Source organism: Streptomyces sp. NPDC006711 (assembly GCF_042869775.1).
GTDB lineage: Bacteria > Actinomycetota > Actinomycetes > Streptomycetales > Streptomycetaceae > Streptomyces.
Map to the genome: position 1 here is coordinate 50,500 of NZ_JBIAGO010000022.1, position 26,006 is coordinate 76,505.

The 26,006-nt window shown below is 71.7% G+C and carries 22 protein-coding genes and 1 pseudogene; 19 read left to right on the forward strand and 4 right to left on the reverse strand.

What is annotated here, in order from left to right:
• Positions 1-38: 38 nt before the first annotated feature.
• Together ACFYM2_RS30895 and ACFYM2_RS30900 are read right to left on the reverse strand one after the other, a co-directional pair.
• Positions 39-1,070 carry an LLM class flavin-dependent oxidoreductase gene (locus ACFYM2_RS30895; RefSeq protein ID WP_388459441.1) on the reverse strand — a complete coding sequence of 344 codons (1,032 nt, stop codon included), beginning with the start codon at positions 1,068-1,070 and terminating at the stop codon, positions 39-41.
• A 69-nt stretch (positions 1,071-1,139) separates the two neighbouring features.
• Complete coding sequence (locus ACFYM2_RS30900) at positions 1,140-2,594, reverse strand: cytosine permease (RefSeq protein ID WP_359000328.1); 1,455 nt, start codon at positions 2,592-2,594, stop codon at positions 1,140-1,142.
• 193 nt (positions 2,595-2,787) lie between these two features.
• Between ACFYM2_RS30900 and ftsY the strand changes: the two genes are divergently transcribed.
• The gene (ftsY, locus tag ACFYM2_RS30905) at positions 2,788-3,993 is read left to right on the forward strand and encodes a signal recognition particle-docking protein FtsY (RefSeq protein WP_359000325.1); all 1,206 of its coding nucleotides are present in this window, start codon (positions 2,788-2,790) and stop codon (positions 3,991-3,993) included.
• A 253-nt stretch (positions 3,994-4,246) separates the two neighbouring features.
• Here ftsY and ACFYM2_RS30910 read toward each other — a convergent pair whose 3' ends face one another.
• A complete protein-coding gene (locus ACFYM2_RS30910; RefSeq protein ID WP_388840800.1) occupies positions 4,247-4,912 on the reverse strand; it encodes a bifunctional DNA primase/polymerase in 666 nt (221 codons plus the stop codon).
• Between the two features lie 460 nt (positions 4,913-5,372).
• On the opposite strand from ACFYM2_RS30910, the gene ACFYM2_RS30915 reads away from it, so the two are divergent.
• The 6 genes from ACFYM2_RS30915 (at position 5,373) to ftsH (ending at position 15,196) form a co-directional block, all read left to right on the forward strand.
• Entirely contained in the window at positions 5,373-6,848 is a 1,476-nt protein-coding gene (locus tag ACFYM2_RS30915; RefSeq protein ID WP_359008362.1) for a hypothetical protein, read from the forward strand.
• Between the two features lie 339 nt (positions 6,849-7,187).
• Positions 7,188-8,528, forward strand: a complete 1,341-nt coding sequence (locus ACFYM2_RS30920; protein WP_388840803.1) for an ammonium transporter — start codon at positions 7,188-7,190, stop codon at positions 8,526-8,528.
• A complete protein-coding gene (locus ACFYM2_RS30925) occupies positions 8,525-8,863 on the forward strand; it encodes a P-II family nitrogen regulator (protein ID WP_350232916.1) in 339 nt (112 codons plus the stop codon). Before ACFYM2_RS30920 ends, ACFYM2_RS30925 begins: the two co-directional genes overlap by 4 nt.
• A gap of 29 nt (positions 8,864-8,892) precedes the next feature.
• Positions 8,893-11,352: a [protein-PII] uridylyltransferase gene (locus ACFYM2_RS30930; RefSeq protein WP_359008393.1), complete on the forward strand. Its 2,460-nt coding sequence runs from the start codon at positions 8,893-8,895 to the stop codon at positions 11,350-11,352.
• A 136-nt stretch (positions 11,353-11,488) separates the two neighbouring features.
• Positions 11,489-13,030, forward strand: a complete 1,542-nt coding sequence (gene ffh / locus ACFYM2_RS30935; protein WP_359008366.1) for a signal recognition particle protein — start codon at positions 11,489-11,491, stop codon at positions 13,028-13,030.
• A 231-nt stretch (positions 13,031-13,261) separates the two neighbouring features.
• Positions 13,262-15,196, forward strand: a complete 1,935-nt coding sequence (gene ftsH / locus ACFYM2_RS30940) for an ATP-dependent zinc metalloprotease FtsH (RefSeq protein WP_388840806.1) — start codon at positions 13,262-13,264, stop codon at positions 15,194-15,196.
• A gap of 127 nt (positions 15,197-15,323) precedes the next feature.
• On the opposite strand, the gene ACFYM2_RS30945 is transcribed toward ftsH, so the two are convergent.
• On the reverse strand, positions 15,324-16,187 hold the full coding sequence (locus tag ACFYM2_RS30945) for a class I SAM-dependent methyltransferase (RefSeq protein WP_388459444.1): 864 nt from the start codon (positions 16,185-16,187) through the stop codon (positions 15,324-15,326).
• Between the two features lie 221 nt (positions 16,188-16,408).
• Here ACFYM2_RS30945 and proS point away from each other — a divergent pair, with 221 nt between their 5' ends.
• The 12 genes and pseudogenes from proS (at position 16,409) to ACFYM2_RS31005 (ending at position 25,994) form a co-directional block, all read left to right on the forward strand.
• Entirely contained in the window at positions 16,409-17,821 is a 1,413-nt protein-coding gene (proS, locus tag ACFYM2_RS30950) for a proline--tRNA ligase (RefSeq protein WP_388840809.1), read from the forward strand.
• 332 nt (positions 17,822-18,153) lie between these two features.
• Positions 18,154-18,759: a hypothetical protein gene (locus ACFYM2_RS30955; RefSeq protein ID WP_350232921.1), complete on the forward strand. Its 606-nt coding sequence runs from the start codon at positions 18,154-18,156 to the stop codon at positions 18,757-18,759.
• Between the two features lie 237 nt (positions 18,760-18,996).
• Positions 18,997-19,434 carry a 30S ribosomal protein S16 gene (gene rpsP, locus ACFYM2_RS30960; RefSeq protein ID WP_350232922.1) on the forward strand — a complete coding sequence of 146 codons (438 nt, stop codon included), beginning with the start codon at positions 18,997-18,999 and terminating at the stop codon, positions 19,432-19,434.
• Between the two features lie 2 nt (positions 19,435-19,436).
• Positions 19,437-19,676 (forward strand): RNA-binding protein, encoded by a 240-nt coding sequence (locus ACFYM2_RS30965; RefSeq protein ID WP_005311361.1) that lies wholly within the window; start codon positions 19,437-19,439, stop codon positions 19,674-19,676.
• A 184-nt stretch (positions 19,677-19,860) separates the two neighbouring features.
• On the forward strand, positions 19,861-20,463 hold the full coding sequence (rimM, locus tag ACFYM2_RS30970; RefSeq protein WP_359008375.1) for a ribosome maturation factor RimM: 603 nt from the start codon (positions 19,861-19,863) through the stop codon (positions 20,461-20,463).
• Complete coding sequence (trmD, locus tag ACFYM2_RS30975) at positions 20,463-21,284, forward strand: tRNA (guanosine(37)-N1)-methyltransferase TrmD (protein ID WP_388840811.1); 822 nt, start codon at positions 20,463-20,465, stop codon at positions 21,282-21,284. Before rimM ends, trmD begins: the two co-directional genes overlap by 1 nt.
• A gap of 125 nt (positions 21,285-21,409) precedes the next feature.
• Entirely contained in the window at positions 21,410-21,760 is a 351-nt protein-coding gene (gene rplS / locus ACFYM2_RS30980) for a 50S ribosomal protein L19 (protein ID WP_350232925.1), read from the forward strand.
• A 56-nt stretch (positions 21,761-21,816) separates the two neighbouring features.
• A complete protein-coding gene (gene lepB, locus ACFYM2_RS30985) occupies positions 21,817-22,590 on the forward strand; it encodes a signal peptidase I (protein WP_388840814.1) in 774 nt (257 codons plus the stop codon).
• Positions 22,583-23,689 (forward strand): annotated as a pseudogene (lepB, locus tag ACFYM2_RS30990) (signal peptidase I); the annotation flags it as partial. The gene lepB (ACFYM2_RS30985) and the pseudogene lepB (ACFYM2_RS30990), both read left to right, overlap by 8 nt.
• Entirely contained in the window at positions 23,589-24,572 is a 984-nt protein-coding gene (gene lepB / locus ACFYM2_RS30995; protein ID WP_388459488.1) for a signal peptidase I, read from the forward strand. The pseudogene lepB (ACFYM2_RS30990) and the gene lepB (ACFYM2_RS30995), both read left to right, overlap by 101 nt.
• Positions 24,573-24,673: 101 nt before the next feature.
• On the forward strand, positions 24,674-25,414 hold the full coding sequence (gene lepB / locus ACFYM2_RS31000) for a signal peptidase I (protein WP_388840816.1): 741 nt from the start codon (positions 24,674-24,676) through the stop codon (positions 25,412-25,414).
• A 49-nt stretch (positions 25,415-25,463) separates the two neighbouring features.
• Positions 25,464-25,994: an NUDIX hydrolase gene (locus tag ACFYM2_RS31005; protein ID WP_359008397.1), complete on the forward strand. Its 531-nt coding sequence runs from the start codon at positions 25,464-25,466 to the stop codon at positions 25,992-25,994.
• Positions 25,995-26,006 lie beyond the last annotated feature (12 nt).

A 26,006-nucleotide genomic window follows, 5' to 3' on the forward strand; every position in this document is an offset into this window, starting at 1 on the left:
AGCGCCGGGCGGCCCCGCGCGGGCCGCAGCCGAAGTCGTCAGCCCTCCCTCCCCACCACCCGCTCGCAGAACAACCGCAGGCTGCGCCACCCCTCCTCCACCGGCATCCCCCCGCACAGCGGGTGCAGGACCAGGCTGTCGGCCTCCAGTGAGGCGCACTCCTGCGGGGTCACCACGCGGTACACCCCCTCCGCGCGCAGCTCCTCCACCGAGTTCGCCCCGGACTTCACCGCCGAGCGGATGTCCTTGGACTGCCAGGACGCGTACATTCGCGCCTCGTGCAGGAAGTGCTCGCCGTACAGCGCCCACGTCCGGTCCGGATCCTCGCTGATGTGCAGCAGCGGCGTCACGGCCGCCGGCATCATGCAGAACCCCTCCCTCCCGTACTCGGCCAGCTTCCGGTGGTAGTACGCCTCGAGTTCCGGCAGATGCGCGCTCGGGAAGAACGGCAGCCCGAGCCGGGCCGCGCGGGCCGCGGCCGCCCGGGAGGAGCCGCCGACCAGCAGCATCGGGTGCGGCTGGGTGAACGGGCGGGGCGTGACCCGCACCCGGCGCCCCCGGTAGGTGAACTCCTCGCCGCTCCACGCCGCGAGCAGGGTGTCCAGGAGCTCGTCCTGGAGCCGGCCGCGCCGCCCCCACTCCACCCCCTGCCGCTCGTACTCCAGGGGCCGGTAGCCGATCCCCGCGACCGTCACCAGGCGCCCGCCGCTCATCAGGTCCAGCACCGCGATGTCCTCGGCCAGCCGCAGCGGGTCGTACAGCGGACCGATGATCGCCGAGACCGTGACCGCGATGCGCCCCGCCGTCGCCCGCCCGTCGCCCCGCTCCTGCGCCGAGGCGCCGCGCGCCACCGCGTTCGCCTGGGTGGCGCCGAAGACGGCGGCGGCGAAGGCGAACGGGGAGGGCAGCCAGTTGTTGTCCGTGCCGTGGTGCTCCTCGGTCTGGATGGTGTCCACGCCCTGCTCGTCGGCGTAGACGGCCATCTCCAGGGCGGCCCGGTAGCGCGCGGAGAGCGAGGCGGCGGTGGCGTCCGGGTCCACCAGGTTCATGCGTACGACCGTGAACGGCATGGAAAGTCCCCCTCCACCGGGCGGGTTCCGAGGAACCCCGGGCGAAGGGGGACGGTAACTGACGAGGCGTCAGACAGCCAGGGTTTCGGCGGACTTGGTTTCCTCGGCCGGACCCGCGGGCACCACGGCCGGCTTGGGCAGCGCGAGGTAGAGCAGCCCCGAGATCACGATCGTGGCGACCCAGCCGAGGCCGTACTCACCGATGGGGTTGTTCGCCGAGAGCGGGCCGGTGAACCAGTCGGACTTGGTGAACATCAGGCCGCCGAGCAGACCCAGCGCCCAGGCGGCGACGGCGGCGGGGGAGAAGCCTGCCTTGTACCAGTAGGCGCTGGTACGGGTGGTGTCCAGGAGCGCCTTCGCGTCGTACTCCGTGCGCCGCAGCATGTCCGCGCCGAACACGCCGACCCAGGCGGAGAAGGCGACGGCCAGCAGCGAGAGGAAGGCGATGAAGGAGCCCATGAAGCTGGTGGCGACCAGCATCAGGATGCCGCCGAAGACCAGCGAGATGACCGCGTTGACGGAGACCGCCCAGTGCCGGGGGATCTTGAAGCCGAGGGTCTGCGCGGTGAAGCCCGCCGAGTACATCGACATCGAGTTGATCAGCAGCATGCCGACCAGGGCGATGAGCAGATAGGGCACCGCGATCCACATCGGCAGGATCTCGCCGAGGAAGGACACCGGGTCGGCGGCCGAGGCGAGGTCCGGGGTGGAGACGGCCATGACCGCGCCCATCAGGACCATCGGGAGCACCACGATGCCGGCGCCGCCGATCGAGTTGCCGACGATCGCCTTGGCGGAGGCGGTACGCGGCAGGTAGCGGGCGAAGTCGGGCGCGGAGGGGATCCAGCTGACGCCGCCGGCTGCGATCATGCCGGTGCCCGCGACCATCAGCGAGGTCTTGCCGGCCGGCTGGTGGAAGACGGCGGACCAGTGGGTGTTGAGGATCAGGTAGACGAGCACCAGGACCGAGAACGCGCCGAACAGGAACGTCGCGTACTTGTTGCACTTCTGCACGACGTGGATGCCAAGGCCCGAGATCGCGAACGTGATGACCACGAAGACGGCGAGCGTGACGATGATCAGGAACGTGTTGCTCTTGATCCCGAAGAGGATGTCCAGCACGGTCAGCACCGCGTAGGCGCCGGTCACCGCGTTGATGGTCTCCCAGCCCCAGCGCGCCACCCAGATCAGCGATCCGGGCAGCAGATTGCCGCGCTGGCCGAACACCGCGCGCGACAGCGCCATGCCGGGGGCGCCGCCGCGCTTGCCCGCGATCCCGATGAGCCCGACCAGGCCGTAGGAGACAATGGGCGCGGCCACGGCGACCACGATCGCCTGCCAGAAGTTGAGCTTGTACGCGACGACCAGGCTGGCGCCCATGGTGAGCAGCAGCACACTGATGTTCGCCGCGACCCAGGTGGGAAACAGTTCGCGGGTTTTCGCCGTGCGCTCCGCGTCCGGCACGGGCTCAAGGCCGCGTGTTTCCAGGGCGCTCTGCGGTTCGTCGGTGGTGCCAGTGTTCATGGGGGAGGAGTTCCGTGCCTCTCGCTCGGCTCGACGCTGAGCCGGTGGGGGTGGTCGAAGGGGACTCTACGCGCGTTGATGCGCCCACCTCTATCGTACTTTAATCCGACACCTGCCCCATAATTCCCTTCCGTGCTCGGACGAACCCACAAACTGGGTCCCGGCCCCGCCCATACCCGATACTGGGACGGTTATGGAATTCGTCATCCTTGCTGTAGTCATCGCCCTGGTCGCGGTCGGCGCGATCAGCGGGCTCGTGGTCAGCAGCCGCAAGAAGAAGCAGCTGCCGCCCACCGCGCCGCCGAGCACGCCGACCATCACAGCCCCGCCCGCCGAACCACAGGTCGGTGAGGACGCCGCGGAGACGGCGGAGGAACCGCGCCGCACCATCGAGGAGGTCGGCCTTCCCGAGGCGCCCGCCACCCCGGTGGCCGTCGAGGAGCCGGTCGCCGAGGCGCCCGCGCTCGATGTGCCCGAGCCGACCGCCGGCCGGCTCGTCCGCCTGCGGGCCCGCCTGGCCCGCTCGCAGAACTCCCTCGGCAAGGGGCTGCTCACCCTGCTCTCCCGCGAGCACCTCGACGACGACACCTGGGAGGAGATCGAGGACACCCTGCTGACCGCCGACGTCGGCGTCGCGCCCACCCAGGAACTGGTGGACCGGCTCCGCGAGCGCGTCAAGGTGCTCGGCACCCGCACCCCCGACGAGCTGCGCACCCTGCTGCGCGAGGAACTGCTGAGCCTGCTCGGCACCGACTTCGACCGCGAGGTCAAAACCGAGGGCGACGAGAGCGTCCCCGGCGTCGTGATGGTCGTCGGCGTCAACGGCACCGGCAAGACCACCACCACCGGCAAGCTCGCCCGCGTCCTGGTCGCCGACGGCAAGTCCGTCGTGCTCGGCGCCGCCGACACCTTCCGCGCCGCCGCCGCCGACCAGCTCCAGACCTGGGGCGAGCGCGTGGGCGCCCGCACCGTGCGCGGCCCCGAGGGCGGCGACCCCGCGTCGATCGCGTTCGACGCCGTCAAGGAAGGCATCGCCGAGGGCGCCGATGTCGTCCTCATCGACACCGCCGGGCGGCTGCACACCAAGACCGGCCTCATGGACGAGCTCGGCAAGGTCAAGCGCGTCGTGGAGAAGCACGGCCCGCTGGACGAGGTGCTGCTCGTGCTCGACGCCACGACCGGACAGAACGGCCTGGTCCAGGCCCGGGTGTTCGCCGAGGTCGTCGACATCACCGGCATCGTTTTGACCAAGCTCGACGGCACCGCCAAGGGCGGCATCGTCATCGCCGTCCAGCGCGAACTGGGCGTCCCCGTCAAGCTCGTGGGACTCGGCGAGGGCGCGGACGACCTGGCCCCGTTCGAGCCGGAGGCGTTCGTCGACGCGCTGATCGGCGAGTAGCGCCACCCTGTACGCCCGAGACGCCCCGCCGCACCGGAAGGACGCGGCGGGGCGTTCGCGCGTGCCGGCAGGGCCGCGGGCGCGCGGTCTAGGGGGTGTCTGGTGGATCAGGGTCGGTCAGGGCGCGGCGTCTGGTGCGGTGCATCGCAAGGCGCCGGAGCGTCTCGATAGCGGAGCTATCGGGGCGATTCGGCAACGCCGCGAGGTGCCGTGCCAGACGCCGCGCCCTGGGCCATGGCCCACCAGACACCCCCTAGGCGGCCGAGCGGTGGCAGATGTATGCCAGCGTGCCGAGCAGCAGCCGGGCCTCGGGCGGCCGGGTCGCCGTGTCCAGGGACGGCGGGCGCAGCCAGCGGACCTCGCCCGACGGCGGCGCCGCCACGAAGCCGCCGCGCGGCGGGCAGCGCAGGTCGAGCACCGCGTCGTCCCAGCCCATCCGGTAGAGCAGACGGGGCAGTTCCACCGACGCGCCCGGCGCGACGTAGAAGTGGGTGCGGCCCTGCGGCGTCGTGGAGACCGGGCCCAGCGGCAGCCCCATCCGCTCCAGGCGCACCAGGGCCCGCCGCCCCGCCGGCGCCGCCACGTCCAGGACGTCGAAGGTCCGGCCGACCGGCAGCAGCACCGCCGCGCCAGGACAGCCCGCCCATGCCTCACTCACCTCGTCCAGGGTGGCGCCCGCCGGGAGCTCGGGCGCGAAGTCGAGCGGGTGCGCGCCCGGCGCCGTACAGGAGGAACTGCCGCAGGAGCACTCGCCGTTCAGGGCCCGGGCGCCGAAGGCGACGTCCCAGCCCCACAGGCCGGTGTACTCGGCCACGGCGGTGACCTCGCTCGTGCGGGTCGTGCGCGCGGAGCGGCCGCGGCGCCAGGAGCCGGGCCCGGTCTCCCTGATGCCCCGGCTGCCGCCGATCGTGAAGCCCATGCCCCCTCCAACGGGTGTGCCGTGTCCGTGGTTACGACGCCAGTGACGCCGTCGTGACGATCCGGAGTCTTCCCGTCACTTTCCGTTTCCGCCAGGTCGGACACGGTCGTGAAAGGGGTGGTGCGCTGTGCGCCGTGCGCCCCGGCTCACTCCGCTCCATCCGACGCTGATCGCCACGTGTCAAGTGAATACCGCCCGCCCGCAGGGGAGTTCATTCGAAGGGGTGGCGAATGGTGGCGTTTGTGGAATCACCGTGGCAGGACGCGTGATCGTAGGATTACCGTCGGTACACAGGCTCAGGGGTATACGCACCCCCGGGTATGCCGGGGGCAAGCCGGTTTCTGGTCCGAGCGGGTGGAACCGCGGGACAGGAGGCCCAACGAGCGGCATTCTGATAGGGGTTCGCGCGATCGACGCACAACCGACGCACATGAGGCCTGAGCGGATGGGGGGCGTTCCAGTGAGCGGCAGTGGGGCCAGTGGTACGAGCGCCGGCAAGCGCCCCAACGAGCAGCTGAGTTCGTGGTTCGTACGGAGCGGCTGGTCCAAGGGCGAGCTGGCCCGCCAGGTGAACCGCCGGGCGCGCCAGATGGGCGCGCACCACATCAGCACCGACACCTCCCGGGTCCGCCGCTGGCTCGACGGCGAGATGCCCCGCGAGCCCATTCCCCGGATCCTCTCGGAGCTGTTCTCCGAGCGCTTCGGCAGCGTGGTCGCCATCGAGGACCTCGGCCTGCGCCAGGCCCACCAGTCACCGTCGGTGTCCGGCGTCGACCTGCCGTGGGCCGGGCCCCAGACGGTCTCGCTGCTCAGCGAGTTCTCCCGCAGCGATCTGATGCTCGCCCGGCGGGGCTTCCTCGGCACCTCCCTGATGCTGGCCGCCGGTCCCTCCCTGATCGAGCCGATGCAGCGCTGGCTCGTGCCGGCGCAGCCGAGCGAACCGGGCCCGCCCGAGACCGCGGCCAGCGCCCGCCGCCCCTCCCGGCTCTCCAAGCCCGAACTGGAACTGCTGGAATCCACCACCGCCATGTTCCGCCAGTGGGACGCCCAGTGCGGCGGGGGCCTGCGCCGCAAGGCCGTCGTCGGCCAGCTCCACGAGGTCACCGACCTGCTCCAGGAACCCCAGCCGGCCGCCACCGCCAAACGCCTCTTCACCTGCGCGGCCGAACTCGCCGAACTGGCCGGCTGGATGAGCTACGACGTGGGTTTGCAGCCCACCGCCCAGAAGTACTTCGTGCTGGCCCTGCACGCCGCCAAGGAAGCCGGCGACAAGCCGCTCGGCTCGTACATCCTGTCCTCGATGAGCCGCCAGATGATCCACCTCGGCCGGCCCGACGACGCCCTTGAGCTCATCCACCTCGCCCAGTACGGAAGCCGCGACTGCGCCACCGCCCGCACCCAGGCCATGCTGTACGCGATGGAGGCCCGCGCCTACGCCAACATGGGCCAGCCCAGCAAGACCAAGCGGGCCGTGCGGATGGCGGAGGACACCTTTGGCGACGCCGCGCTCGACGGCGAGCCCGAGCCCGACTGGATCCGCTTCTTCTCCGAGGCCGAGCTCAACGGCGAGAACGCCCACTCCTACCGCGACCTCGCCTATGTCGCAGGCCGCAGCCCCACCTACGCCTCGCTCGCCGAGCCCGTGATGGGACGGGCCGTGACCCTGTTCGGCAAGGACGACGAGCACCAGCGCTCCTACGCCCTGAACCTGATCGGCATGGCCACCGTGCACCTGCTCAAGCGCGAACCCGAACAGTCGACCGTGCTGGCCGAGCAGGCCCTCAGGGTCGCCAAGCGGGTCCGTTCCGAGCGGGTCAACACCCGGCTGCGCAAAACGGTCGACACCGCCGCCCGTGACTTCTCGGACGTGGCCGAAGTGGTCCGGATGACGGACCTGCTCACCAAGGAGCTGCCAGAGACGGCCGAGGCCGTCTGAGCCACCCGGCGCGTCCGAGCCACCGGCGCCGTTTCGACGGCGACGGCATACAAGACCCCGGCCGCGGCCTTCACCCCGTTCTGCCCGACTCGGCACCCCCACGCCAGGTCAAGCGGGTGAGGCCGCGGCCGGTCCTGCGCCCGGGCCGCCCGGCGGCGCGGGCCGGGCCACCGGTCAGTTCACGGGCGCGTAACACGCCCGCCTCCTTCGTCACCCCGGTGAAACACCGAACGGCATCGACGGAAACCGCGCCGGGACAACCTCGGGGCAACCGGCCACCCGCCAGTTCCCGCCGAGCAGCGCCCCCGCACCGGCGCCTTTGACGACGAGGAGACGCCGATGCCCCCAAGCATCACGCTCGCAGCCGCCGCCCCGCAGCTGTCCAGCGCCAACACCGGATTCATGCTGATCTGCTCGGCACTGGTGATGATCATGACTCCGGGGCTCGCCTTCTTCTACGGAGGCATGGTCCGCGTCAAGAGCACCCTGAACATGCTGATGATGAGCTTCATCAGCCTCGGCATCGTCACGATCCTGTGGGTGCTCTACGGCTTCAGCCTGGCGTTCGGCGAGAGCAACGGCTTCATCGGCTGGTCCAAGGACTACTTCGGGCTCAGCGGCATCGGCCTGGTGCAGCTGTGGCCCGGATACAGCATCCCCGTCTACGTCTTCGCCGTCTTCCAGCTCATGTTCGCGGTCATCACGCCCGCGCTGATCAGCGGGGCGCTCGCCGACCGGGTCAAGTTCAGCGCCTGGGCCCTGTTCACCGCGCTGTGGGTCACGATCGTCTACTTCCCCGTCGCGCACTGGGTGTGGGCATCGGACGGCTGGCTGTTCAAGAAGGGCGTCATCGACTTCGCCGGCGGCACCGCCGTGCACATCAACGCGGGAGCGGCCGCACTCGGCGTGATCCTGGTGATCGGCAAGCGCGTCGGCTTCAAGAAGGACCCGATGCGGCCGCACAGCCTGCCGCTGGTCATGCTCGGCGCGGGACTGCTCTGGTTCGGCTGGTTCGGCTTCAACGCGGGATCCTGGCTCGGCAACGACGACGGCGTGGGCGCCGTGATGTTCGTCAACACCCAGGTCGCCACCGCCGCCGCCATGCTGGCCTGGCTGCTGTACGAAAAGCTCCGGCACGGCTCGTTCACCACGCTCGGCGCCGCGTCCGGCGCGGTCGCGGGCCTGGTCGCCATCACGCCCTCCGGCGGCTGCGTCAGCCCGCTCGGCGCGATCGCCATCGGCGTCATCGCGGGTGTCCTGTGCGCCATGGCGATCAACCTCAAGTACCGCTTCGGATTCGACGACTCGCTCGACGTCGTCGGCGTCCACATGGTCGGCGGCATCACCGGCTCGCTGCTCGTCGGCCTCTTCGCGACCGGCGGCGTACAGTCCACCGCCAAGGGCCTCTTCTACGGAGGCGGCCTCGACCAGCTCGGCAAGCAGGCCATCGGCGTGGGCGCCGTCCTTGGCTACTCCCTCGTGGTCTCCGCGGTCCTCGCCCTCGCCCTCGACAAGACGATCGGGATGCGGGTCCCCGAGGACGACGAGATCTCCGGCATCGACCAGGTCGAACACGCCGAGACCGCCTACGACTTCAGCGGCGCGGGCGGTGGCACCGCGCCCCGCAGGACCGTGGCCGTCCCGGGCGACCTGGCAGCGAACAAGAAGGTGGACGCATGAAGCTCATCACCGCGGTCGTCAAGCCGCACCGGCTCGACGAGATCAAGCAGGCCCTCCAGGCGTTCGGCGTCCAGGGCCTGACCGTGACCGAGGCCAGCGGCTACGGACGCCAGCGCGGCCACACCGAGGTCTACCGGGGCGCCGAGTACACCGTCGACCTCGTACCCAAGATCCGCGTCGAGGTCCTGGTGGAGGACGGGGACGCCGAAGAACTCATCGAGGTCGTGGTCAAGGCCGCCCGCACCGGAAAAATCGGTGACGGCAAGGTGTGGAGCATGCCCGTCGAGACGGCGGTCCGGGTGCGCACGGGTGAGCGCGGCCCCGACGCGCTGTAGCGACGGCGAGGAGCTGCGGGGTGACGAGCGTGGAATCGAGTGCCGAGTCCCACGGCGGCGACGGTGCGCCGGCCGGCTACGCGGCGGCCCGGCAGCGCCTTCTCGCCGACGGGGAGATGTCCGGGCCGCCGCGCCGGGCCGCGCTCGCCGAGCTGACCGACCGGTGGCTGGCCGCGCTGTTCGCCGACGCGGCCACCGAGGCAGGCGTGAGCGGCGCGTCCCTGGTCGCCGTCGGCGGCTACGGACGCGGCGAGCTCTCCCCGCGCAGCGACCTCGACCTGCTGCTCCTGCACGACGGGCGCGGCGAGGACAGCGCCGTCGCCCTGCTCGCCGACCGCCTCTGGTACCCGGTGTGGGACCTCGGCCTCGCCCTCGACCACTCCGTGCGCACCCCCGCCCAGGCCCGTGCGACGGCGGGCGAAGACCTCAAGGTGCAGCTGGGCCTCCTGGACGCCCGCCATGTCGCGGGCGACCTCGCCCTGACGTCCGCGCTGCGCACCACCGTCCTGGCGGACTGGCGCGACACCGCCGCCAGGCGCCTGCCCGAGCTGGACGAGCTGTGCCGTGAACGGGCCCGGCGCCAGGGCGAGTTGCAGTACCTCCTGGAGGGCGACCTCAAGGAGGCCAGGGGCGGACTGCGGGACGCGACCGCCCTGCGCGCGGTCGCCGCCTCCTGGCTCGCGGACGCGCCGAGGCAGGGCCTTGTCGAAGCCAGGCGCCGCCTCTTGGATGTGCGTGACGCGCTGCACCAGTGCACCGGCCGCTCGACGGACCGGCTGGCGCTCCAGGAACAGGGCGCCGTCGCGGCCGAACTGGGGCTGCCCGACGCCGATGTGATGCTTCGTCAGGTCTCGGAGTCGGCCCGCGTCATCTCCTACGCCGGCGACGTCACCTGGCGCGAGGTCTCCCGGGTGCTGCGCGCCCGCTCCGCCCGGCCGCGCCTGCGCCGGCTCTTCGGCGGCGGCCACACCGGCGCCCCCGCCCGCACCCCGCTCGCCGAAGGCGTCGTCGAGCAGGACGGCGAGGTGGTGCTCGCGCTGACCGCGCGCCCCGAGAAGGACCCCGTGCTGGTGCTGCGCGCGGCCGCCGCGGCGGCCCAGAGCGGCCTGCCCATCTCCCCGCACGCCGTACGCCGCCTCGCCGCCACGGTCAGGCCGCTGCCGGTGCCCTGGCCCGCCGAGGCCCGCGACCGGTTCGTGGCGCTGCTCGGCGCGGGCGCCGCCACCGTCCAGGTCTGGGAGGCGCTGGAGGCCGAAGGCCTGATCACAGGCCTGCTGCCCGACTGGGAACGGGTGCGCTGCCGGCCCCAGCGCAACGCCGTGCACACCTGGACCGTCGATCGCCACCTGGTGGAGACCGCCGTGCGCGCCTCCCACTTCACCCGCCGGGTGCACCGCCCCGATCTGCTGTTGATCGCGGCCCTGCTGCACGACATCGGCAAGGGCCGTCCCGGCGACCACTCGGTGGCCGGCGAGGCCGTGGCCCGCGACATCGCCGCCCGCATCGGCTTCGGCGCCGCCGACACGGCCGTCGTCGCCGCACTCGTACGCCATCATCTGCTGCTCATCGAGACCGCGACCCGGCGCGACCTCGACGACCCGGCGACCGTGCGGGCGGTGGCCGACGCGGTCGGCTCGGCAGGCACCCTCGAACTGCTGCACGCCCTGACCGAGGCGGACGCGCTGGCGACCGGGCCCGCCGCGTGGTCGTCCTGGCGCGGCGCGCTCGTCGGCGACCTGGTCAAGAGGGTCGCCGCCGTCCTCGCGGGCGAGCCCGCCGACCCCGAGCCCGCCGAGCTCACCGCACCACAAGAACGCCTCGCCGTGGAGGCGCACCGCACCGGCGGCCCGGCCCTCGCCCTGCGCGCCCACGCCGACGCGCCGCCGGGGCAGGAGGAGGAAGCGGAACCGCTCGGCGTGGAACTCCTGATCGCCGTCCCCGACCAGCCGAACGTGCTGCCCACGACGGCCGGCGTCCTCGCCCTGCACCGCCTGGCCGTGCGCACCGCGGAACTGCGCGTCCTGGACCTGCCCGACCCGGTGGGCGGTCCGGTGCTGCTCCTTCAGTGGCGGGTGGCCGCGGAGTACGGCTCGCTGCCGCAGGCGGCGCGGCTGCGCGCGGACCTGGTGCGGGCGCTGGAGGGGTCCCTCGACATCGGGGCCCGGCTCGCCGAACGCGCCGCGGCCCAGCCCCGCCGTCGCGGCGAGGCGCCGCCGCCCCGCGTGACGGTGGCGCCCTCCGCCTCCCGGCACGCCACCGTCATCGAGGTGCGCGCCCAGGACGTGCCCGGCCTGCTGCACCGCATCGGCCACGCCCTGGAAGGGGCCGGAGTGCGGGTGCGCTCCGCGCACGTCTCGACGCTGGGCTCCAACGCCGTGGACGCCTTCTATGTGACGGACGGCGAAGGAGCGCCGCTCGCACCGGGCGAGGCGGTGGAGGTCGCGCGCGAGCTGGAGTCGGCCCTGTCCGACGCGTGCGGGCCGGTGTAGAGGTACGGCGTCGAGGTACGGCGTCGGGGCGGTGCGAGGGGATGCGCGCCGCAGGCACCCCCGCGCACCACCATCCGCCGGGATACCCTGGGGTCGTTCACCCGACCGCCCCACGAGCCGAGGACCCGCGACCACCGTGTTCGATACCCTTTCCGACCGCCTGAGTGCGACGTTCAAGAACCTCCGGGGCAAAGGACGCTTGAGCGAGGCGGACATCGACGCCACGGCGCGCGAGATCCGCATCGCGCTCCTGGAGGCCGATGTCGCGCTCCCCGTCGTGCGCGCCTTCATCAAGCAGGTCAAGGAGCGCGCGTCCGGCATCGAGGTCTCCCAGGCCCTCAACCCCGCGCAGCAGGTCATCAAGATCGTCAACGAGGAGCTTGTCGGCATCCTCGGCGGCGAGACCCGGCGCCTCAGGTTCGCCAAGACCGCGCCCACCGTGATCATGCTCGCGGGCCTCCAGGGTGCCGGTAAGACCACCCTCGCCGGAAAGCTCGGCAAGTGGCTCAAGGGGCAGGGCCACTCCCCGCTCCTGGTGGCGTGCGACCTCCAGCGTCCCAACGCCGTCAACCAGCTGAGCGTCGTCGCCGAACGCGCGGGCGTCGCCGTCTACGCGCCCGAGCCGGGCAACGGCGTCGGCGACCCGGTCAAGGTCGCGCAGGACTCCATCGAGTTCGCCCGCTCCAAGCAGTACGACGTGGTCGTGGTCGACACCGCCGGACGCCTCGGCATCGACCAGGAACTGATGCGGCAGGCCGCGGACATCCGCGACGCCGTCAGCCCCGACGAGGTCCTTTTCGTCGTCGACGCGATGATCGGCCAGGACGCGGTCAACACGGCGGAGGCCTTCCGCGACGGTGTCGGCTTCGACGGCGTGGTGCTCTCCAAGCTCGACGGCGACGCGCGCGGCGGCGCGGCGCTCTCGATCGCCCACGTCACCGGCAAGCAGATCATGTTCGCCTCCAACGGCGAGAAGCTGGAAGACTTCGACGCCTTCCACCCCGACCGCATGGCCTCCCGCATCCTCGACATGGGTGACCTGCTCACCCTGATCGAGCAGGCGGAGAAGACGTTCAGCCAGGCCGAGGCCGAGAAGATGGCCTCCAAGCTCGCGTCGAGCAAGGGCAAGGACTTCACGCTCGACGACTTCCTGGCCCAGATGGAGCAGGTCCGCAAGATGGGCTCCATCTCCAAGCTGCTCGGCATGCTGCCCGGCATGGGGCAGATCAAGGACCAGATCAACAACATCGACGAGCGGGACGTGGACCGCACCGCGGCCATCATCAAGTCGATGACCCCGGGCGAGCGCCAGGACCCCACGATCATCAACGGCTCGCGCCGCGCCCGTATCGCCAAGGGTTCCGGCGTCGAGGTCAGCGCGGTGAAGAACCTGGTCGAGCGGTTCTTCGACGCCCGCAAGATGATGTCCCGGATGGCCCAGGGCGGCGGGATGCCCGGCATGCCGGGCATCCCGGGCATGGGCGGCGGTCCCGGCCGGCAGAAGAAGCAGATCAAGCAGGGCAAGGGCAAGCGCAAGAGCGGCAACCCGATGAAGCGCAAGGCCGAGGAGGCCGCCGCCGCCGAGCGCAAGGCGCAGGGCGGCGCGCTCGGTCTGCCCTCCGCGGAGGAGCAGAAGAACTTCGAGCTGCCCGACGAGTTCAAGAAGTTCATGGGCTGAGGACCGACGGCCGTACGTGTGCGGGGCGCCCCCGGCAGGTCCGGGCGCGTCCCGCACGCGTACCCGGCCCCGGGCGCGTACCCGGCCCTGTGCGCGTCCCGCACGGACACCCGTCCCCGGCGCCGCTCGGCGCCCCTGGCGGCAGGACCGGCCGACCCGTCAGGACCGCCCGGAATGCCCCCTTCGTCCCGCTCTCCAATAATGGCGCGTACCGGCCATGAGGAGAGCCACGTGCCCACTTCCGTACCCCCGCGCGAACGCCCCGACCAACCGTGGCGCTCCGAAGGGGCGCCACCGCCGCCCGCGCCGAGGAAGAAGATGCCCGGCGGCTGGGGCCGGCTGATCCTCACCGCGCTGATCGTCTACCTCGTCACCAACCTGATCCTCTCGCTCTTCAACGACGGCGACGAGACGACCGTCTCGTACACCGAATTCAGCAAGCAGGTCACGGCCGGCAACGTCTCCAAGATCTACGCCAAGGGCGACGCCATCCAGGGCAAGCTCAAGAACAAGGCCCCCGTCCCCTCCGGCGAGGGCAGCGGCGACTACACGGAATTCACCACCCAGCGCCCCACGTTCGCGGACGACGACCTGTGGACCCAGCTCACCAAGCAGCACGTCACCGTCACCGCCGAACCCGTCGTCGAACACCGCAGCTTCCTCGCCAACCTGCTCATCTCGCTCGCCCCGATGCTGCTCCTGGTCGTCCTGTGGCTCTTCATCGCCCGGCGCGTGAGCGCGGGCCTCGGCGGTGGGGCCGGCGGGATGCTCGGCCGCAAGGCCCCACCCAAACCCGTCGAGACGGGCTCCGACGGCAAGCGCACCACGTTCGAGGACGTGGCCGGCATCGACGAGGTCGAGGGCGAACTCAACGACGTCGTCGACTTCCTCAAGAACCCCGCCGCCTACCGGGAGATGGGCGCGAGGATGCCCCGCGGGGTGCTGCTCGCGGGACCTCCCGGCACCGGCAAGACACTCCTTGCGCGGGCCGTCGCGGGGGAGGCGGGGGTGCCGTTCTTCTCCGCGTCGGCCTCCGAGTTCATCGAGATGATCGTGGGCGTGGGCGCCTCGCGCGTACGGGAACTCTTCGCCGAGGCCCGCAAGGTCGCCCCCGCGATCGTCTTCATCGACGAGATCGACACCATCGGCCGGGCCAGGGGCGGCGGTTCCGGCATGGGCGGCCACGACGAACGCGAACAGACCCTCAACCAGATCCTCACCGAGATGGACGGCTTCTCCGGCTCCGAGGGCGTCATCGTGCTCGCCGCCACCAACCGCTCCGACGTCCTGGACCCGGCGCTCACCCGCCCCGGCCGCTTCGACCGCGTCGTCCACGTCAGCCCGCCCGACCGCGACGGCCGCGCCGCCATCTTGAAGATCCACACCCGGGAGATCCCGCTGGCCAAGGACGTGGACCTGGAACAGGTCGCCCGCACCACCCCCGGCATGACCGGCGCCGACCTCGCCAACCTCGCCAACGAGGCGGCCCTGCTCGCCGTCAAACGACAGCGGCGCGAAGTCGGCCAGTCCGACCTCTCCGACGCCCTGGAAAAGGTCCAACTCGGCGCGGAGCGGCCCCTGGTGATGCCGTACGAGGAGCGACGGCGCACCGCCTACCACGAGAGCGGGCACGCGCTGCTCGGCATGCTCCAGCCCGGGGCGGACCCGGTCCGCAAGGTCACCATCGTGCCGCGCGGCCGGGCGCTCGGAGTCACCCTGTCCACCCCGGACGCCGACCGGTACGCGTACACCGAGGAGTACCTGCGCGGCCGGATCATCGGGGCGCTCGGCGGCATGGCCGCCGAGCGGATCGTCTTCGACACCGTCACCACCGGCGCCGAGAACGACCTCGAACAGGTCACCAACCTCGTCCGCGGCATGGTCGCGCGCTGGGGCATGAGCGAGCGCATCGGGCCGCTCGCCGCGCTGCCGAGCGACGCCCAGCAGGCTTACGGCCTGTCCGCCGCGCCCGCCACCCTGGACGCCATCGCCGCCGAGATGCGCCGCGTCGTCGACGAGTGCTACGAGCGGGCGTGCCGCCTCCTGCGCGACAACCGCGACAGGCTGGACGCGCTGGCCCAGGCGCTGCTCACGGCCGAGACCCTGGAGGAGGAGGCCGCCTACCGCGCGGCCGGCATCCCCCGCCCGGTGAGGACGCGGGCGTAGCCACCCCTGGCCCGGCGCGTACGTGGTGACGCTGCCGGGACCGGCGCCACAGGTCCACAGGGCGCGCCCCAACCACCGTGCCACGCAGGGCGGTTGGGGCGGCCTGTGCGCGTGCCGCATGGGCCCGTCAGGGGGTGCGGGCGATCAGGTACCGGAAGACATTGGGCATCCACACCGTGCCGTCCCGCCGGACGTGCCCGTGCAGCGCCTCCACGAGCTCCTTCTCCACCTGGGCCTGGTCCGTGGCGCGGGCCGCCGCGTCGAACGCGCCCGTCGACAGCAGGCCCCGTATCGCGCTGTCCAGGTCCGCGTACCCGAAGGGGCACGCCACCCGGCCCGAACCGTCCGGCTTGAGGCCCGCGCGCGCCGCCACGTCCTCCAGATCGTCCCGCAGGCTCGGCCGCCAGCGCGGCGCGTCACCCGAACGGCCGGTGAGGCGGGTCGCGACGCGCAGCACCGCCGAGGTGGCACACCGCTCGGGCGGCCCCCAGCCGGCCAGCACCACCGCGCTGCCGCGCTCGGCGAGCTTCACGGCCGACGCGAGCGCCGGCACCAGGCTCTCGGTGTCGCCGGACACACAGCCGACCGGCTCGAACGCGGTGATCAAGGTGTACGGCCTGCCGCCCGGCCCGGTCGCGTCCGCGACGCCGCCCGACACCACCCGGCTCGCGCCCATCCCCGGCGCGCCGTCCCAGCCCGCCTCCGGCAGCAGGCGCCTGCGCGCGAGCGCGAGCCGGGCCGCGCGCTCGGGACGGTCCACGCCGGTCACCGCCGCGCCCCTGGACGCGGCCATCAGCAGCGCGAGGCCCGAGCCGCAGCCGAGTTCGAGGAGCCGGGTGGCCGGGCCGACGTCGAGGCGTTCGTACGCCGCCTCGATGAGGGGGACCAGCATGCGTTCCTGGATCTCCGCCCAGTCCCGCGCGCGCTCGGACGAGCCCGCCGCGGGGGCGAAGGCCGTGCGGGTCTGATGCCGGACGAGCGTTGGTGTCATGGAAAGCGCCCCAATCCGCCGAGATGTCAGCTGTGTCTGGATGAGCCCCCCGTGAAAGTCTCCGTGAAAGTCTCCGCGCCATTCCCCCCGTATGCCAGGGAACTCCGCATCCCGCCCCGCGTCCAGAGGGCGAAGGCGCCCGGCGCGCACCGCGCACGGCACGGCCGGGGGGCCGGAAGACGATTCACGCTCCGCCACCCACGCGCCGTACCATTCGCGCCATGGCAAAGGCACCCGTTCTCACGCCCCAGGCGGAAGACTTCCCGCGCTGGTACCAGGATCTGATCAACAAGGCCGAACTCGCGGACAACGGTCCCGTGCGCGGCACCATGGTGATCCGACCGTACGGCTACGGCCTGTGGGAGCGGATGCAGCACGAGATGGACGTACGCATCAAGGAAGCGGGCGCCCAGAACGCCTACTTCCCGCTCTTCATCCCCCAGTCTTACCTGACTCGCGAAGCTGAGCACGTCGAGGGCTTCGCGCCCGAGCTCGCGGTGGTCACGCACGGTGGCGGCAAGGAGCTCGAAGAGCCCATCGTGGTCCGCCCCACCTCCGAGACGATCATCAACGATTACTTCTCGAAGTGGGTCCAGAGCTACCGCGACCTGCCCCTGCTCATCAACCAGTGGGCCAACGTGGTCCGTTGGGAGATGCGTCCGCGCGTCTTCCTGCGGACGAGCGAATTCCTGTGGCAGGAGGGCCACACCGCCCACGCCACCTATGAGGACGCACGCGACTACGCGGCCCGCATCCACCGGGACGTCTACGCCGACTTCATGATCAACGTCCTCGGCATCGACGTGGTCCTCGGCCGCAAGACCGCCAAGGAGCGCTTCGCCGGAGCCATCAACACCCTCACTCTGGAAGGGATGATGGGCGACGGCAAGGCGCTCCAGATGGGCACGAGCCACGAGCTGGGCACCAACTTCGCCAAGGCCTTCCAGACCCAGTACCTGTCCAAGGAGGGCAAGCAGGAGCTGGTCTGGCAGACCTCCTGGGGCGTCTCCACCCGCATGGTCGGCGGTCTGATCATGTCGCACGGCGACGACAACGGCCTGCGGGTGCCGCCCCGGCTCGCCGCCGTCCAGGTCGTGGTCGTGGCGATCAAGGGCGACGAGGCCGTCGCCAAGGCCCGCGAGGTGGGCGACCGCCTCAAGGCGGCAGGGCTGCGCGTCCAGGTCGACGACCGGGTGGAGACCCCCTTCGGGCGCCGCGCGGTGGACTGGGAGCTCAAGGGCGTCCCGGTCCGCGTCGAGATCGGCCCGCGCGACCTGGAGGCCGGCACGGCGATGCTGGCCCGCCGCATCCCCGGCGGCAAGGAACCCGTCTCCCTCGACAAGCTCGCCGAACTGCTGCCCGCCGTCCTCGAAGAGGACCAGGCGCTGCTCCTGAAGCAGTCCCGCGAACGCCGGGAGTCCCGTACCAGCGACGTCGCCACCCTGGGTGAGGCCGTCGAGGCCGCGGTCGCCGGCGGCTGGGCGCGCATCCCGTGGGCCGACCTCGGCCCCGAGGGCGAGGCCGAGCTCGCCGAACAGGCGGTGTCCGTGCGGTGCCTGGTCGCCGAGGACGGGTCGGTGCCCGCGAGCGACGACGCACCCGGTACGGTCGCGATCGTGGCCCGCGCCTACTGATCGTGGCCCGCGCCCACTGAGGGAGCCCCGCGCCCACTGAGGGAGACCCGAGGAAAGCACCGTCCGTCGCTACTGGCGCGGATGCGGCCACGACTCGGCCGAAACCCTTCTTGCGCACCGGACGGCAAGGGCCGCTCCGGCGTGTGGACTTGTGCTACGCGCCGGGGCGTACACGCCGCTACGTCATACCTTGGTGTGAGCTGTGAGCCTTCTCCGCAGATCAGCGCACCCGCCCTCGTCCGCACGCATCAATGCCAACTGACGGGTACGAGCAAATTATTTGGGATGCCCCGGAATAGGAACACAGCGGCACTGCGGCTCGTTGTCACGACGTGAGCACGACACCACCTGTTCTCGCCGCAGAGCTGGCACAGGCGTGGGCCGACATTCAGCGGTACCACCCCGAGCTGCCGGACCTAGCCGCGCCCGAGTCCCTGATCGGAGAGTCGTCGTCCGCCTGTGGCGCCGAGCTCTCCTTCGAGCGACTGCTCCATGAGGCAGTCCACGGCATTGCCGCCGCCCGCGGTGTCCGCGACACCTCCCGAGCCGGCCGCTACCACAACCGGAGGTTTTTGGCGATCGCCGAGGAGCTCGGCCTCGACCACCCCGAGGAACCGCACCCCAGCAGCGGCTTCTCCCTGGTCACGCTGAACGCCGAGGCCAGGCGCCGCTACCGCCCCACCATCGAACGGCTGCAACGCGCGCTGAAGGCGCACACCGTGGCCACCGCCGCCGACACCAAGCGCTCCTTCCGCGGCCCCGCCGCCCGGCACGGCTCCTCCGGAGGCGGCGTGCGGGTCAAGGCGGTCTGCGACTGCGGGCGCAACGTCCGCGTCGTGCCGTCCGTGCTGGCCCAGGCGCCCATCGTCTGCGGCGGCTGCGGCAAGCCGTTCCGCATTCCGGAAGGGGCCGAGGTGGTGGTCGCCGCGGTCGGCTGACCCCGGGCCCGGCCGCCGGCAGGGGCGGCGAGGTCCGGGGGAGCGGCCCCACCGGGGGTGCCCCACGGACCCCCGGCGTGAGCGCCGCGGGCATGTGGCACAATGGCTAGCTGTACTCGACAGCCGCACAGGAACCCTCTCGCCTCCGGCTGACGCGTCCATCGGGCACCCGAGTACCGCAACCCCACGTGGCATCTCATGTGCCCAACCACGTCAAGACCAGGAGACACCACTCCAGTGGCAGTCAAGATCAAGCTCAAGCGCCTCGGCAAGATTCGCCAGCCGCACTACCGCATCGTCGTCGCCGACGCCCGCACTCGCCGTGACGGTCGCGCGATCGAGGAAATCGGTCTGTACCACCCGACGTACAACCCGTCGCGCATCGAGGTCGACGCCGAGCGTGCGCAGTACTGGCTGTCCGTCGGCGCCCAGCCGACCGAGGCCGTTCTCGCCATCCTGAAGCTCACCGGCGACTGGCAGAAGCACAAGGGCCTGCCGGCCCCCGCGCCGCTGCTCCAGCCGGAGACGAAGGACGACAAGCGCGCTTCCTTCGAGGCCTTCGCCAAGACCCTCGAGGCCGACGAGGCCAAGGGTGAGGCCATCACCCAGAAGGCCAAGAAGACCGAGAAGAAGGCGGACGAGGCCGAGGCCGCCGCCGAGTCGACCGAGGCCTGAGCATGCTCGAGGAGGCTCTCGAGCACCTCGTGAAAGGCATCGTCGACAACCCCGACGACGTGCAGGTCGCCTCGCGCAACCTGCGCCGGGGGCGCGTGCTGGAGGTCCGGGTCCACCCCGACGACCTCGGCAAGGTGATCGGCCGCAACGGCCGTACCGCCCGCGCCCTGCGCACCGTCGTGGGCGCAATCGGCGGACGTGGCATCCGGGTCGACCTCGTCGACGTGGACCAGGTCCGCTGACCAGTTGGGTCGCTTTACCTAGATACGCCGGCTCGGGCCGGGGAGGGCTTTCGGCCCTCCCCGGCCCGTAGTCGTATTCCGGGCCATAGTGGCTATAGCCAGAACGAAGACCGCGGCCGCACCAGGGCCGCGGTTGCCGGAAGACGCCCGAACCTGTCTGAAGCTGTCCGAAGGAGAAGCAAGCGTGCAGTTGGTAGTCGCGCGGATCGGCCGCGCCCACGGCATCAAGGGCGAGGTCACCGTCGAGGTGCGCACCGACGAGCCGGAGCTGAGGCTCGGCCCCGGCGCCGTCCTCACCACCGACCCCGCCTCGACGGGACCGCTGACCATCGAGTCCGGCCGCGTGCACAGCGGCCGGCTGCTGCTGCGCTTCGAGGGCGTACGCGACCGCAACGCCGCCGAGGCCCTGCGCAACACCCTCCTGATCGCCGACGTGGACCCATCGGAGCTTCCGGACGAGCCCGACGCGTACTACGACCACCAGCTCATGGACCTCGACGTGGTGCTCGCCGACGGCACCGAGGTCGGCCGCATCACCGAGATCACCCATCTGCCCTCGCAGGACCTGTTCATCGTGGAGCGCCCCGACGGCACCGAGGTGATGATCCCGTTCGTCGAGCAGATCGTCACCGAGATCGACCTGGAGACGCAGCGCGCGGTCATCGACCCGCCGCCCGGCCTCATCGACGACCGCGCCGAGATCGCCTCCGCCCGGGACGAGGAGACGGGCGAGGACCCGTCCGGGGAGCCCGGCGAGGGTTCCGCGAACGCCGGGGACGGGCACTGATGCGCCTCGACGTCGTCACGATCTTCCCCGAATACCTCGAACCGCTGAACGTCTCCCTGGTCGGCAAGGCCCGAGCCCGCGGCCAACTCGACGTCCACGTACACGACTTGCGGGACTGGACCCACGACCGCCACAACACGGTCGACGACACCCCCTACGGCGGCGGCCCCGGCATGGTCATGAAGACCGGGCCCTGGGGGGAGTGCCTGGACGAGGCCCTGGCGAACGGATACGAGTCCGGCGCGCACGGCCCCGTCCTGGTCGTGCCCACCCCCAGCGGGCGGCCCTTCACCCAGGAACTCGCCGTCGAGCTCTCCGAACGGCCCTGGCTGATCTTCACGCCGGCCCGCTACGAGGGCATCGACCGCCGCGTCATGGACGAGTACGCCACCCGGCTGCCCGTCTACGAGGTGTCCATCGGCGACTACGTCCTGGCCGGCGGCGAGGCGGCCGTCCTCGTGATCACCGAGGCCGTCGCCCGGCTGCTTCCCGGCGTCCTCGGCAACGCCGAGTCCCACCGCGACGACTCCTTCGCGCCCGGCGCCATGGCCAACCTCCTCGAAGGCCCCGTCTACACCAAGCCCCCGCAGTGGCGCGGCCGCACCATCCCCGACGTGCTGCTCAGCGGCCACCACGGCAAGATCGCCCGGTGGCGACGGGACGAGGCGCTGCGGCGCACCGCCCTCAACCGGCCCGATCTGATCGAGCGGTGCGACGCCGCCGCCTTCGACAAGAAGGACCGCGAAACCCTCTCCATCCTCGGCTGGGCACCCGAGCCCGGCGGCCGATTTTGGCGCAGGCCCGCCGACGTGGAAGAATAGGCAGCTGCTGTGCGCCGGCCGGCGCCCCTGCCACAGGGGGAACGACGCCCGCCCGAACCGCACAACACCCCATTCATCTCCAATTCCGCTGATGACCTGTGGCATCAGTGAGGAAGTAGTCCTTCATGGCAAGCCTGCTCGACTCCGTCAACGCCGCCACGCTGCGCAGCGACGTCCCGGCCTTCCGCCCGGGTGACACCGTCAACGTCCACGTCCGCGTCATCGAGGGCAACCGCTCCCGTATCCAGCAGTTCAAGGGCGTTGTCATCCGCCGCCAGGGCGCCGGTGTCTCCGAGACCTTCACGGTCCGCAAGGTCTCCTTCTCCGTCGGCGTCGAGCGCACCTTCCCGGTGAACTCCCCGATCTTCGAGAAGATCGAGGTCGTGACCCGCGGTGACGTCCGTCGCGCCAAGCTGTACTACCTCCGTGAGCTGCGCGGCAAGGCCGCGAAGATCAAGGAGAAGCGCGACCGCTGAGCCCCGGCTCACACCCGCGTACGGGTTTGACGGCGGCCGGATAAGCTCTGGCTCCGATGGACACCGAAGCACAGCACACGGAGCGCGACCCTCGCGCCGACCCCGACCAGGGGTCCGCACGGGGGTCGCGCTCCGCGCGTTTCACGACCCTGACGCGCCACCTGGACGGCCCCTGGCGCAAAGCGGGGGCCCTCTTCGCGCTCTGCGTCGTCTTCCTGCTGCTGCTCAGCCACTTCGTGATGCAGCCCTTCCTCATCCTCAGCGGCTCGATGGAACCCACCCTCCAGGTCGGCGACCGCGTCCTGGTGGACAAGCTCGCCTACCGCTTCGGTGACAGCCCCCGGCGCGGAGACGTCGTCGTCTTCGACGGCCGGGGCTCCTTCGTGCGGGAGGCACCCGAGGGGAACCCGGTGGGGCGTGCGGTGCGTTCCATGGGAGCGGCCCTCGGCCTGAGCGAGCCCGCCGAGACCGACTACGTCAAGCGCGTGATCGGCGTGGGCGGCGACCACGTCGTGTGCTGCGACCGGCACGGGAGGATCGAGGTGAACGGCACAGCCGTCGACGAGCCCTATCTCCACCCCGGCGACAGTCCCTCCCAGGTGCCCTTCGACATCGTCGTGCCCGAGGGCACCCTGTGGATGCTCGGCGACCACCGCTCCCGCTCCAGCGACTCCCGCGACCACCTCGGCGACCCCGGGGGCGGCATGGTGCCGGTGGACCGGGTGATCGGGCGGGCCGAGGTGATCGGCTGGCCGTTCGCGCGGTGGACGTCGGTCAAAAACTCCGACGCCTTCGCGGCCGTACGAGATCCGGGTGGCGGACATGGGTAGCCGGGGCCGGCCCCGCGCCGAGGCGCGCGACCAGCCGCTGCCCACCGGGACCCGCCCCACCACCACGCCGGCCGCCGGCGGTCGGCGCGCCCAGAGCGGCCGCGCGGACCGGCGCCGGCTCGCCCGCCGCGTCAAACGGCGCAGACGCAGATCGGCGGTGCGCGAAATACCGCTGCTGATCACCGTGGCGCTGCTCATCGCCCTCGTCCTGAAGACCTTCCTCGTGCAGGCCTTCGTGATCCCGTCCGGCTCGATGCAGCAGACGATCACCATCGGCGACCGCGTCCTGGTCGACAAGCTCACCCCCTGGTTCGGCTCCGAGCCGGAGCGGGGGGACGTCGTGGTGTTCAAGGACCCCGGCGGCTGGCTCAAGAGCGAGCAGAAGACGTCGCCCGACGAGGATCCCGTCGTGGTCAAGCAGGTCAAAGAAGGCCTGACGTTCATCGGTCTGCTGCCGTCCAACAACGAGCAGGACCTGATCAAGCGGGTCATCGCGGTCGGCGGGGACACCGTCAAGTGCTGCGGCACCGACGGCAGGGTCACCGTCAACGGCGTGCCGCTGGATGAGCCCTACGTCTTCACACCCCCCAGCGATCCGCCCTCGCACATCCAATTCGAGGTAAAGGTTCCAGCGGGCCGGATCTTCGTCATGGGCGACCACCGGTCCAACTCCGCCGACTCCCGCTACCACCTCGACGACGGACACCAGGGCACCGTCCCCGTGAGCGGGGTCGTGGGCCGCGCAATGGTCGTGGCCTGGCCTTTCTCCCACTGGAGCAGGCTCTCGGTGCCGCCGACGTTCGCCTCGGTGGCCGCCGCGCCCCACGCTGCGGGGGCGGCCGCGTCGCATAGGGTGGCGTCCCGGGATCCGGCGGCGGAGCCCGACCAGACGACCCGGCCCCCGACCCCTGCGGAACTCCCGCTCGTTATGGGAGTGGTGGGCCTGAGCCTTCTGAGGGCCAGGCGGTGGCAACGAGTGAGGAGTGGATGTGGGGGATTTGGCGGTCGGCGCACGATCCGGACGCGAAGAGCCGGAGGAGCGGCCGGAGAACGAGCACGCCGATTCCTCCCCGGGACCCTCGGCGCAGCACGGCCCGGCGGACGCCTCGGCGCCCGGGCACCTGGTGCCGGCGCAGGACGGCGGCCGAGGGGAGGGAGCAGGGGGCGCGGAGCCCGGTGACGGTGAGAGCCGCGCGCCCAGGAAGCCGCGTTCCTTCTGGAAGGAGCTGCCGCTCCTCATCGGCATCGCGCTGGTCCTTGCCCTGCTGATCAAGACGTTCCTCGTCCAGGCGTTCTCGATCCCCTCGGACTCGATGCAGGACACCCTCCAGCGCGGCGACCGGGTGCTCGTCGACAAGCTCACCCCGTGGTTCGGCGCCGAACCGCAGCGCGGCGAGGTCGTCGTCTTCCACGACCCGGGCGGCTGGCTCGACGGCGAGCCCACCCCCAGCCAGAACGCCGCGCAGAAGTTCCTCAGCTTCATCGGCCTGATGCCGTCCGCCGAGGAGAAGGACCTGATCAAGCGGGTCATCGCCGTTGGCGGCGACACCGTCGAGTGCCAGAAGGGCGGCCCGGTCAAGGTCAACGGCAAGACGCTGACCGAGCCCTACATCTACCCGGGCAACACCGCCTGCGACGACAAGCCGTTCGGACCGATCAAGGTCCCCCAGGGCCGGATCTGGGTCATGGGCGATCACCGCCAGGACTCGCTGGACTCCCGCTGGCACCAGGAGCTGCCGGGCGGCGGCACGGTCTCCAACGACGAGGTCGTCGGGCGTGCCTTCACCATCGCCTGGCCGCTCAACCGCCTCGACTGGCTCGGCGTTCCCGACACCTTCGACCAGCCCGGTCTGAGCGCCATGGGCACGGCGGCGCCCGCGGCGGCCGGCCTCGTCGGCGCCGTGCCGATGGTCCTGTGGCGGCGGCGCCGCAAGCTCCTTCAAGCGCAGGTCAAGGCGCAATCCCCGGTGGCCAAGGGCTGACCCGCGCGCATACCGCCGGGTAGGGTGCGGTCCCGGATACCGATCTCCGGGGCCCCGGGCGTCACACGCGCCCCGGGGCTGCTCGGAAAGGGAGCGCTGCGATGAGCGGTAACGGACTGGACCACGGCGGCGGCCGGAGTCTCGCCAGTGTGCTGTCGGGGCTCGCCGTCGCCGTCGGCTGTGTCCTCTTCCTCGGCGGGTTCGCCTGGGGCGCCGTGGAGTACAAGCCGTACACCGTGCCCACCCAGTCCATGTCGCCGACCGTCAAGGCGGGCGACCGGGTGCTCGCGCAGCGGATATCGGGCGGCGATGTGCGCCGGGGCGACGTCGTGGTCTTCCAGGACAAGGAGTGGGCCAACGTGCCCATGGTCAAGCGGGTCGTCGGTGTCGGCGGGGACACCGTGAAGTGCTGTGGCACCGACGGCAGGCTGACCGTCAACGGCACCCCGGTCGAAGAACCGTATCTGCACGGCAAGAACCCGGCCTCGGGGACGCCGTTCGAGGCCAAGGTCCCCCAGGGACAGGTCTTCCTGCTGGGCGACGACCGCTCGGTCTCGCTCGACTCCCGCGTCCACCTCGACGACGCCGCCAACGGCTCGGTCCCGCTGACCGCCGTGAACGCCCGCGTGGACGCCGTGGCCTGGCCCCTGGGCGGCATGCTGGAACGCCCCTCGGGCTTCACACCGCTGCCGGGCGGCACCTCCCGGCCCGGCCCGCTGGAACTGATCCTGGGCGCCGTGGCGGCGGGCGCGGTCCTGATCGTGGCCGGGGCCCTCCAGGGGCCGGTCTCCTCCCTCACCCGGCGCCGCAGGGGCCGCGCCGCCTCGGCCGCCGGGCGGTGAAGCCGTGACGGAGCCAGGTGGGACAGGGGCCGGGGAGGGCCCGCCGGGGCTGCCGGGGCCCGAAGCGGCGGCGGTCCCGCAGGGGAGCGGGGCCGTTACGGAGCCGCGCAAGGTCGCCCGGGTCGTTCTGCTCGACCCCCAGGACCGCGTCCTGCTCCTGCACGGCCACGAGCCCGACGACCCGTCCAACACCTGGTGGTTCACGCCCGGCGGCGGCCTGGAGGGCGACGAGACGCGGGCCGAGGCCGCGCGGCGAGAGCTCGCGGAGGAGACCGGGATCACCGACATCGAGCTCGGCCCGGTGCTGTGGCGGCGCCACTGCTCCTTCCCGTTCGACGGGCGCCGCTGGGACCAGGACGAGTGGTACTACCTGGCCCGCACGGCCCAGACCGAGACGGGCCCGACGGCGCTCACGGAGCTGGAGCGGCGCAGTACCACGGGTCTGAGGTGGTGGACCTCCGCCGAACTTCTCGCGGCCCGTGAGACGGTGTATCCGACCAGGCTCGCCGAGCTGCTGCGCACGCTGCTCGACGAGGGTCCTCCGCACGCGCCGGTGGTCCTGGACCCCGAAATCGTTTAGGGGCCCGGGAGG

What these genes read in the sequence shown, in the direction of transcription:
- trmD (WP_388840811.1), top strand. Translation starts at nt 20,463, where the DNA reads ATGCGCCTCGACGTCGTCACGATCTTCCCCGAATACCTCGAACCGCTG.
- lepB (WP_388840814.1), top strand. Translation starts at nt 21,817, where the DNA reads ATGGACACCGAAGCACAGCACACGGAGCGCGACCCTCGCGCCGACCCC.
- ACFYM2_RS30900 (WP_359000328.1), bottom strand. Translation starts at nt 2,594, where the DNA reads ATGAACACTGGCACCACCGACGAACCGCAGAGCGCCCTGGAAACACGC.
- rplS (WP_350232925.1), top strand. Translation starts at nt 21,410, where the DNA reads ATGGCAAGCCTGCTCGACTCCGTCAACGCCGCCACGCTGCGCAGCGAC.
- ACFYM2_RS30965 (WP_005311361.1), top strand. Translation starts at nt 19,437, where the DNA reads ATGCTCGAGGAGGCTCTCGAGCACCTCGTGAAAGGCATCGTCGACAAC.
- proS (WP_388840809.1), top strand. Translation starts at nt 16,409, where the DNA reads ATGGCAAAGGCACCCGTTCTCACGCCCCAGGCGGAAGACTTCCCGCGC.
- ACFYM2_RS30910 (WP_388840800.1), bottom strand. Translation starts at nt 4,912, where the DNA reads ATGGGCTTCACGATCGGCGGCAGCCGGGGCATCAGGGAGACCGGGCCC.
- ftsY (WP_359000325.1), top strand. Translation starts at nt 2,788, where the DNA reads ATGGAATTCGTCATCCTTGCTGTAGTCATCGCCCTGGTCGCGGTCGGC.
- ACFYM2_RS30920 (WP_388840803.1), top strand. Translation starts at nt 7,188, where the DNA reads ATGCCCCCAAGCATCACGCTCGCAGCCGCCGCCCCGCAGCTGTCCAGC.
- ACFYM2_RS30895 (WP_388459441.1), bottom strand. Translation starts at nt 1,070, where the DNA reads ATGCCGTTCACGGTCGTACGCATGAACCTGGTGGACCCGGACGCCACC.
- lepB (WP_388840816.1), top strand. Translation starts at nt 24,674, where the DNA reads ATGAGCGGTAACGGACTGGACCACGGCGGCGGCCGGAGTCTCGCCAGT.
- ACFYM2_RS30945 (WP_388459444.1), bottom strand. Translation starts at nt 16,187, where the DNA reads ATGACACCAACGCTCGTCCGGCATCAGACCCGCACGGCCTTCGCCCCC.
- ACFYM2_RS30925 (WP_350232916.1), top strand. Translation starts at nt 8,525, where the DNA reads ATGAAGCTCATCACCGCGGTCGTCAAGCCGCACCGGCTCGACGAGATC.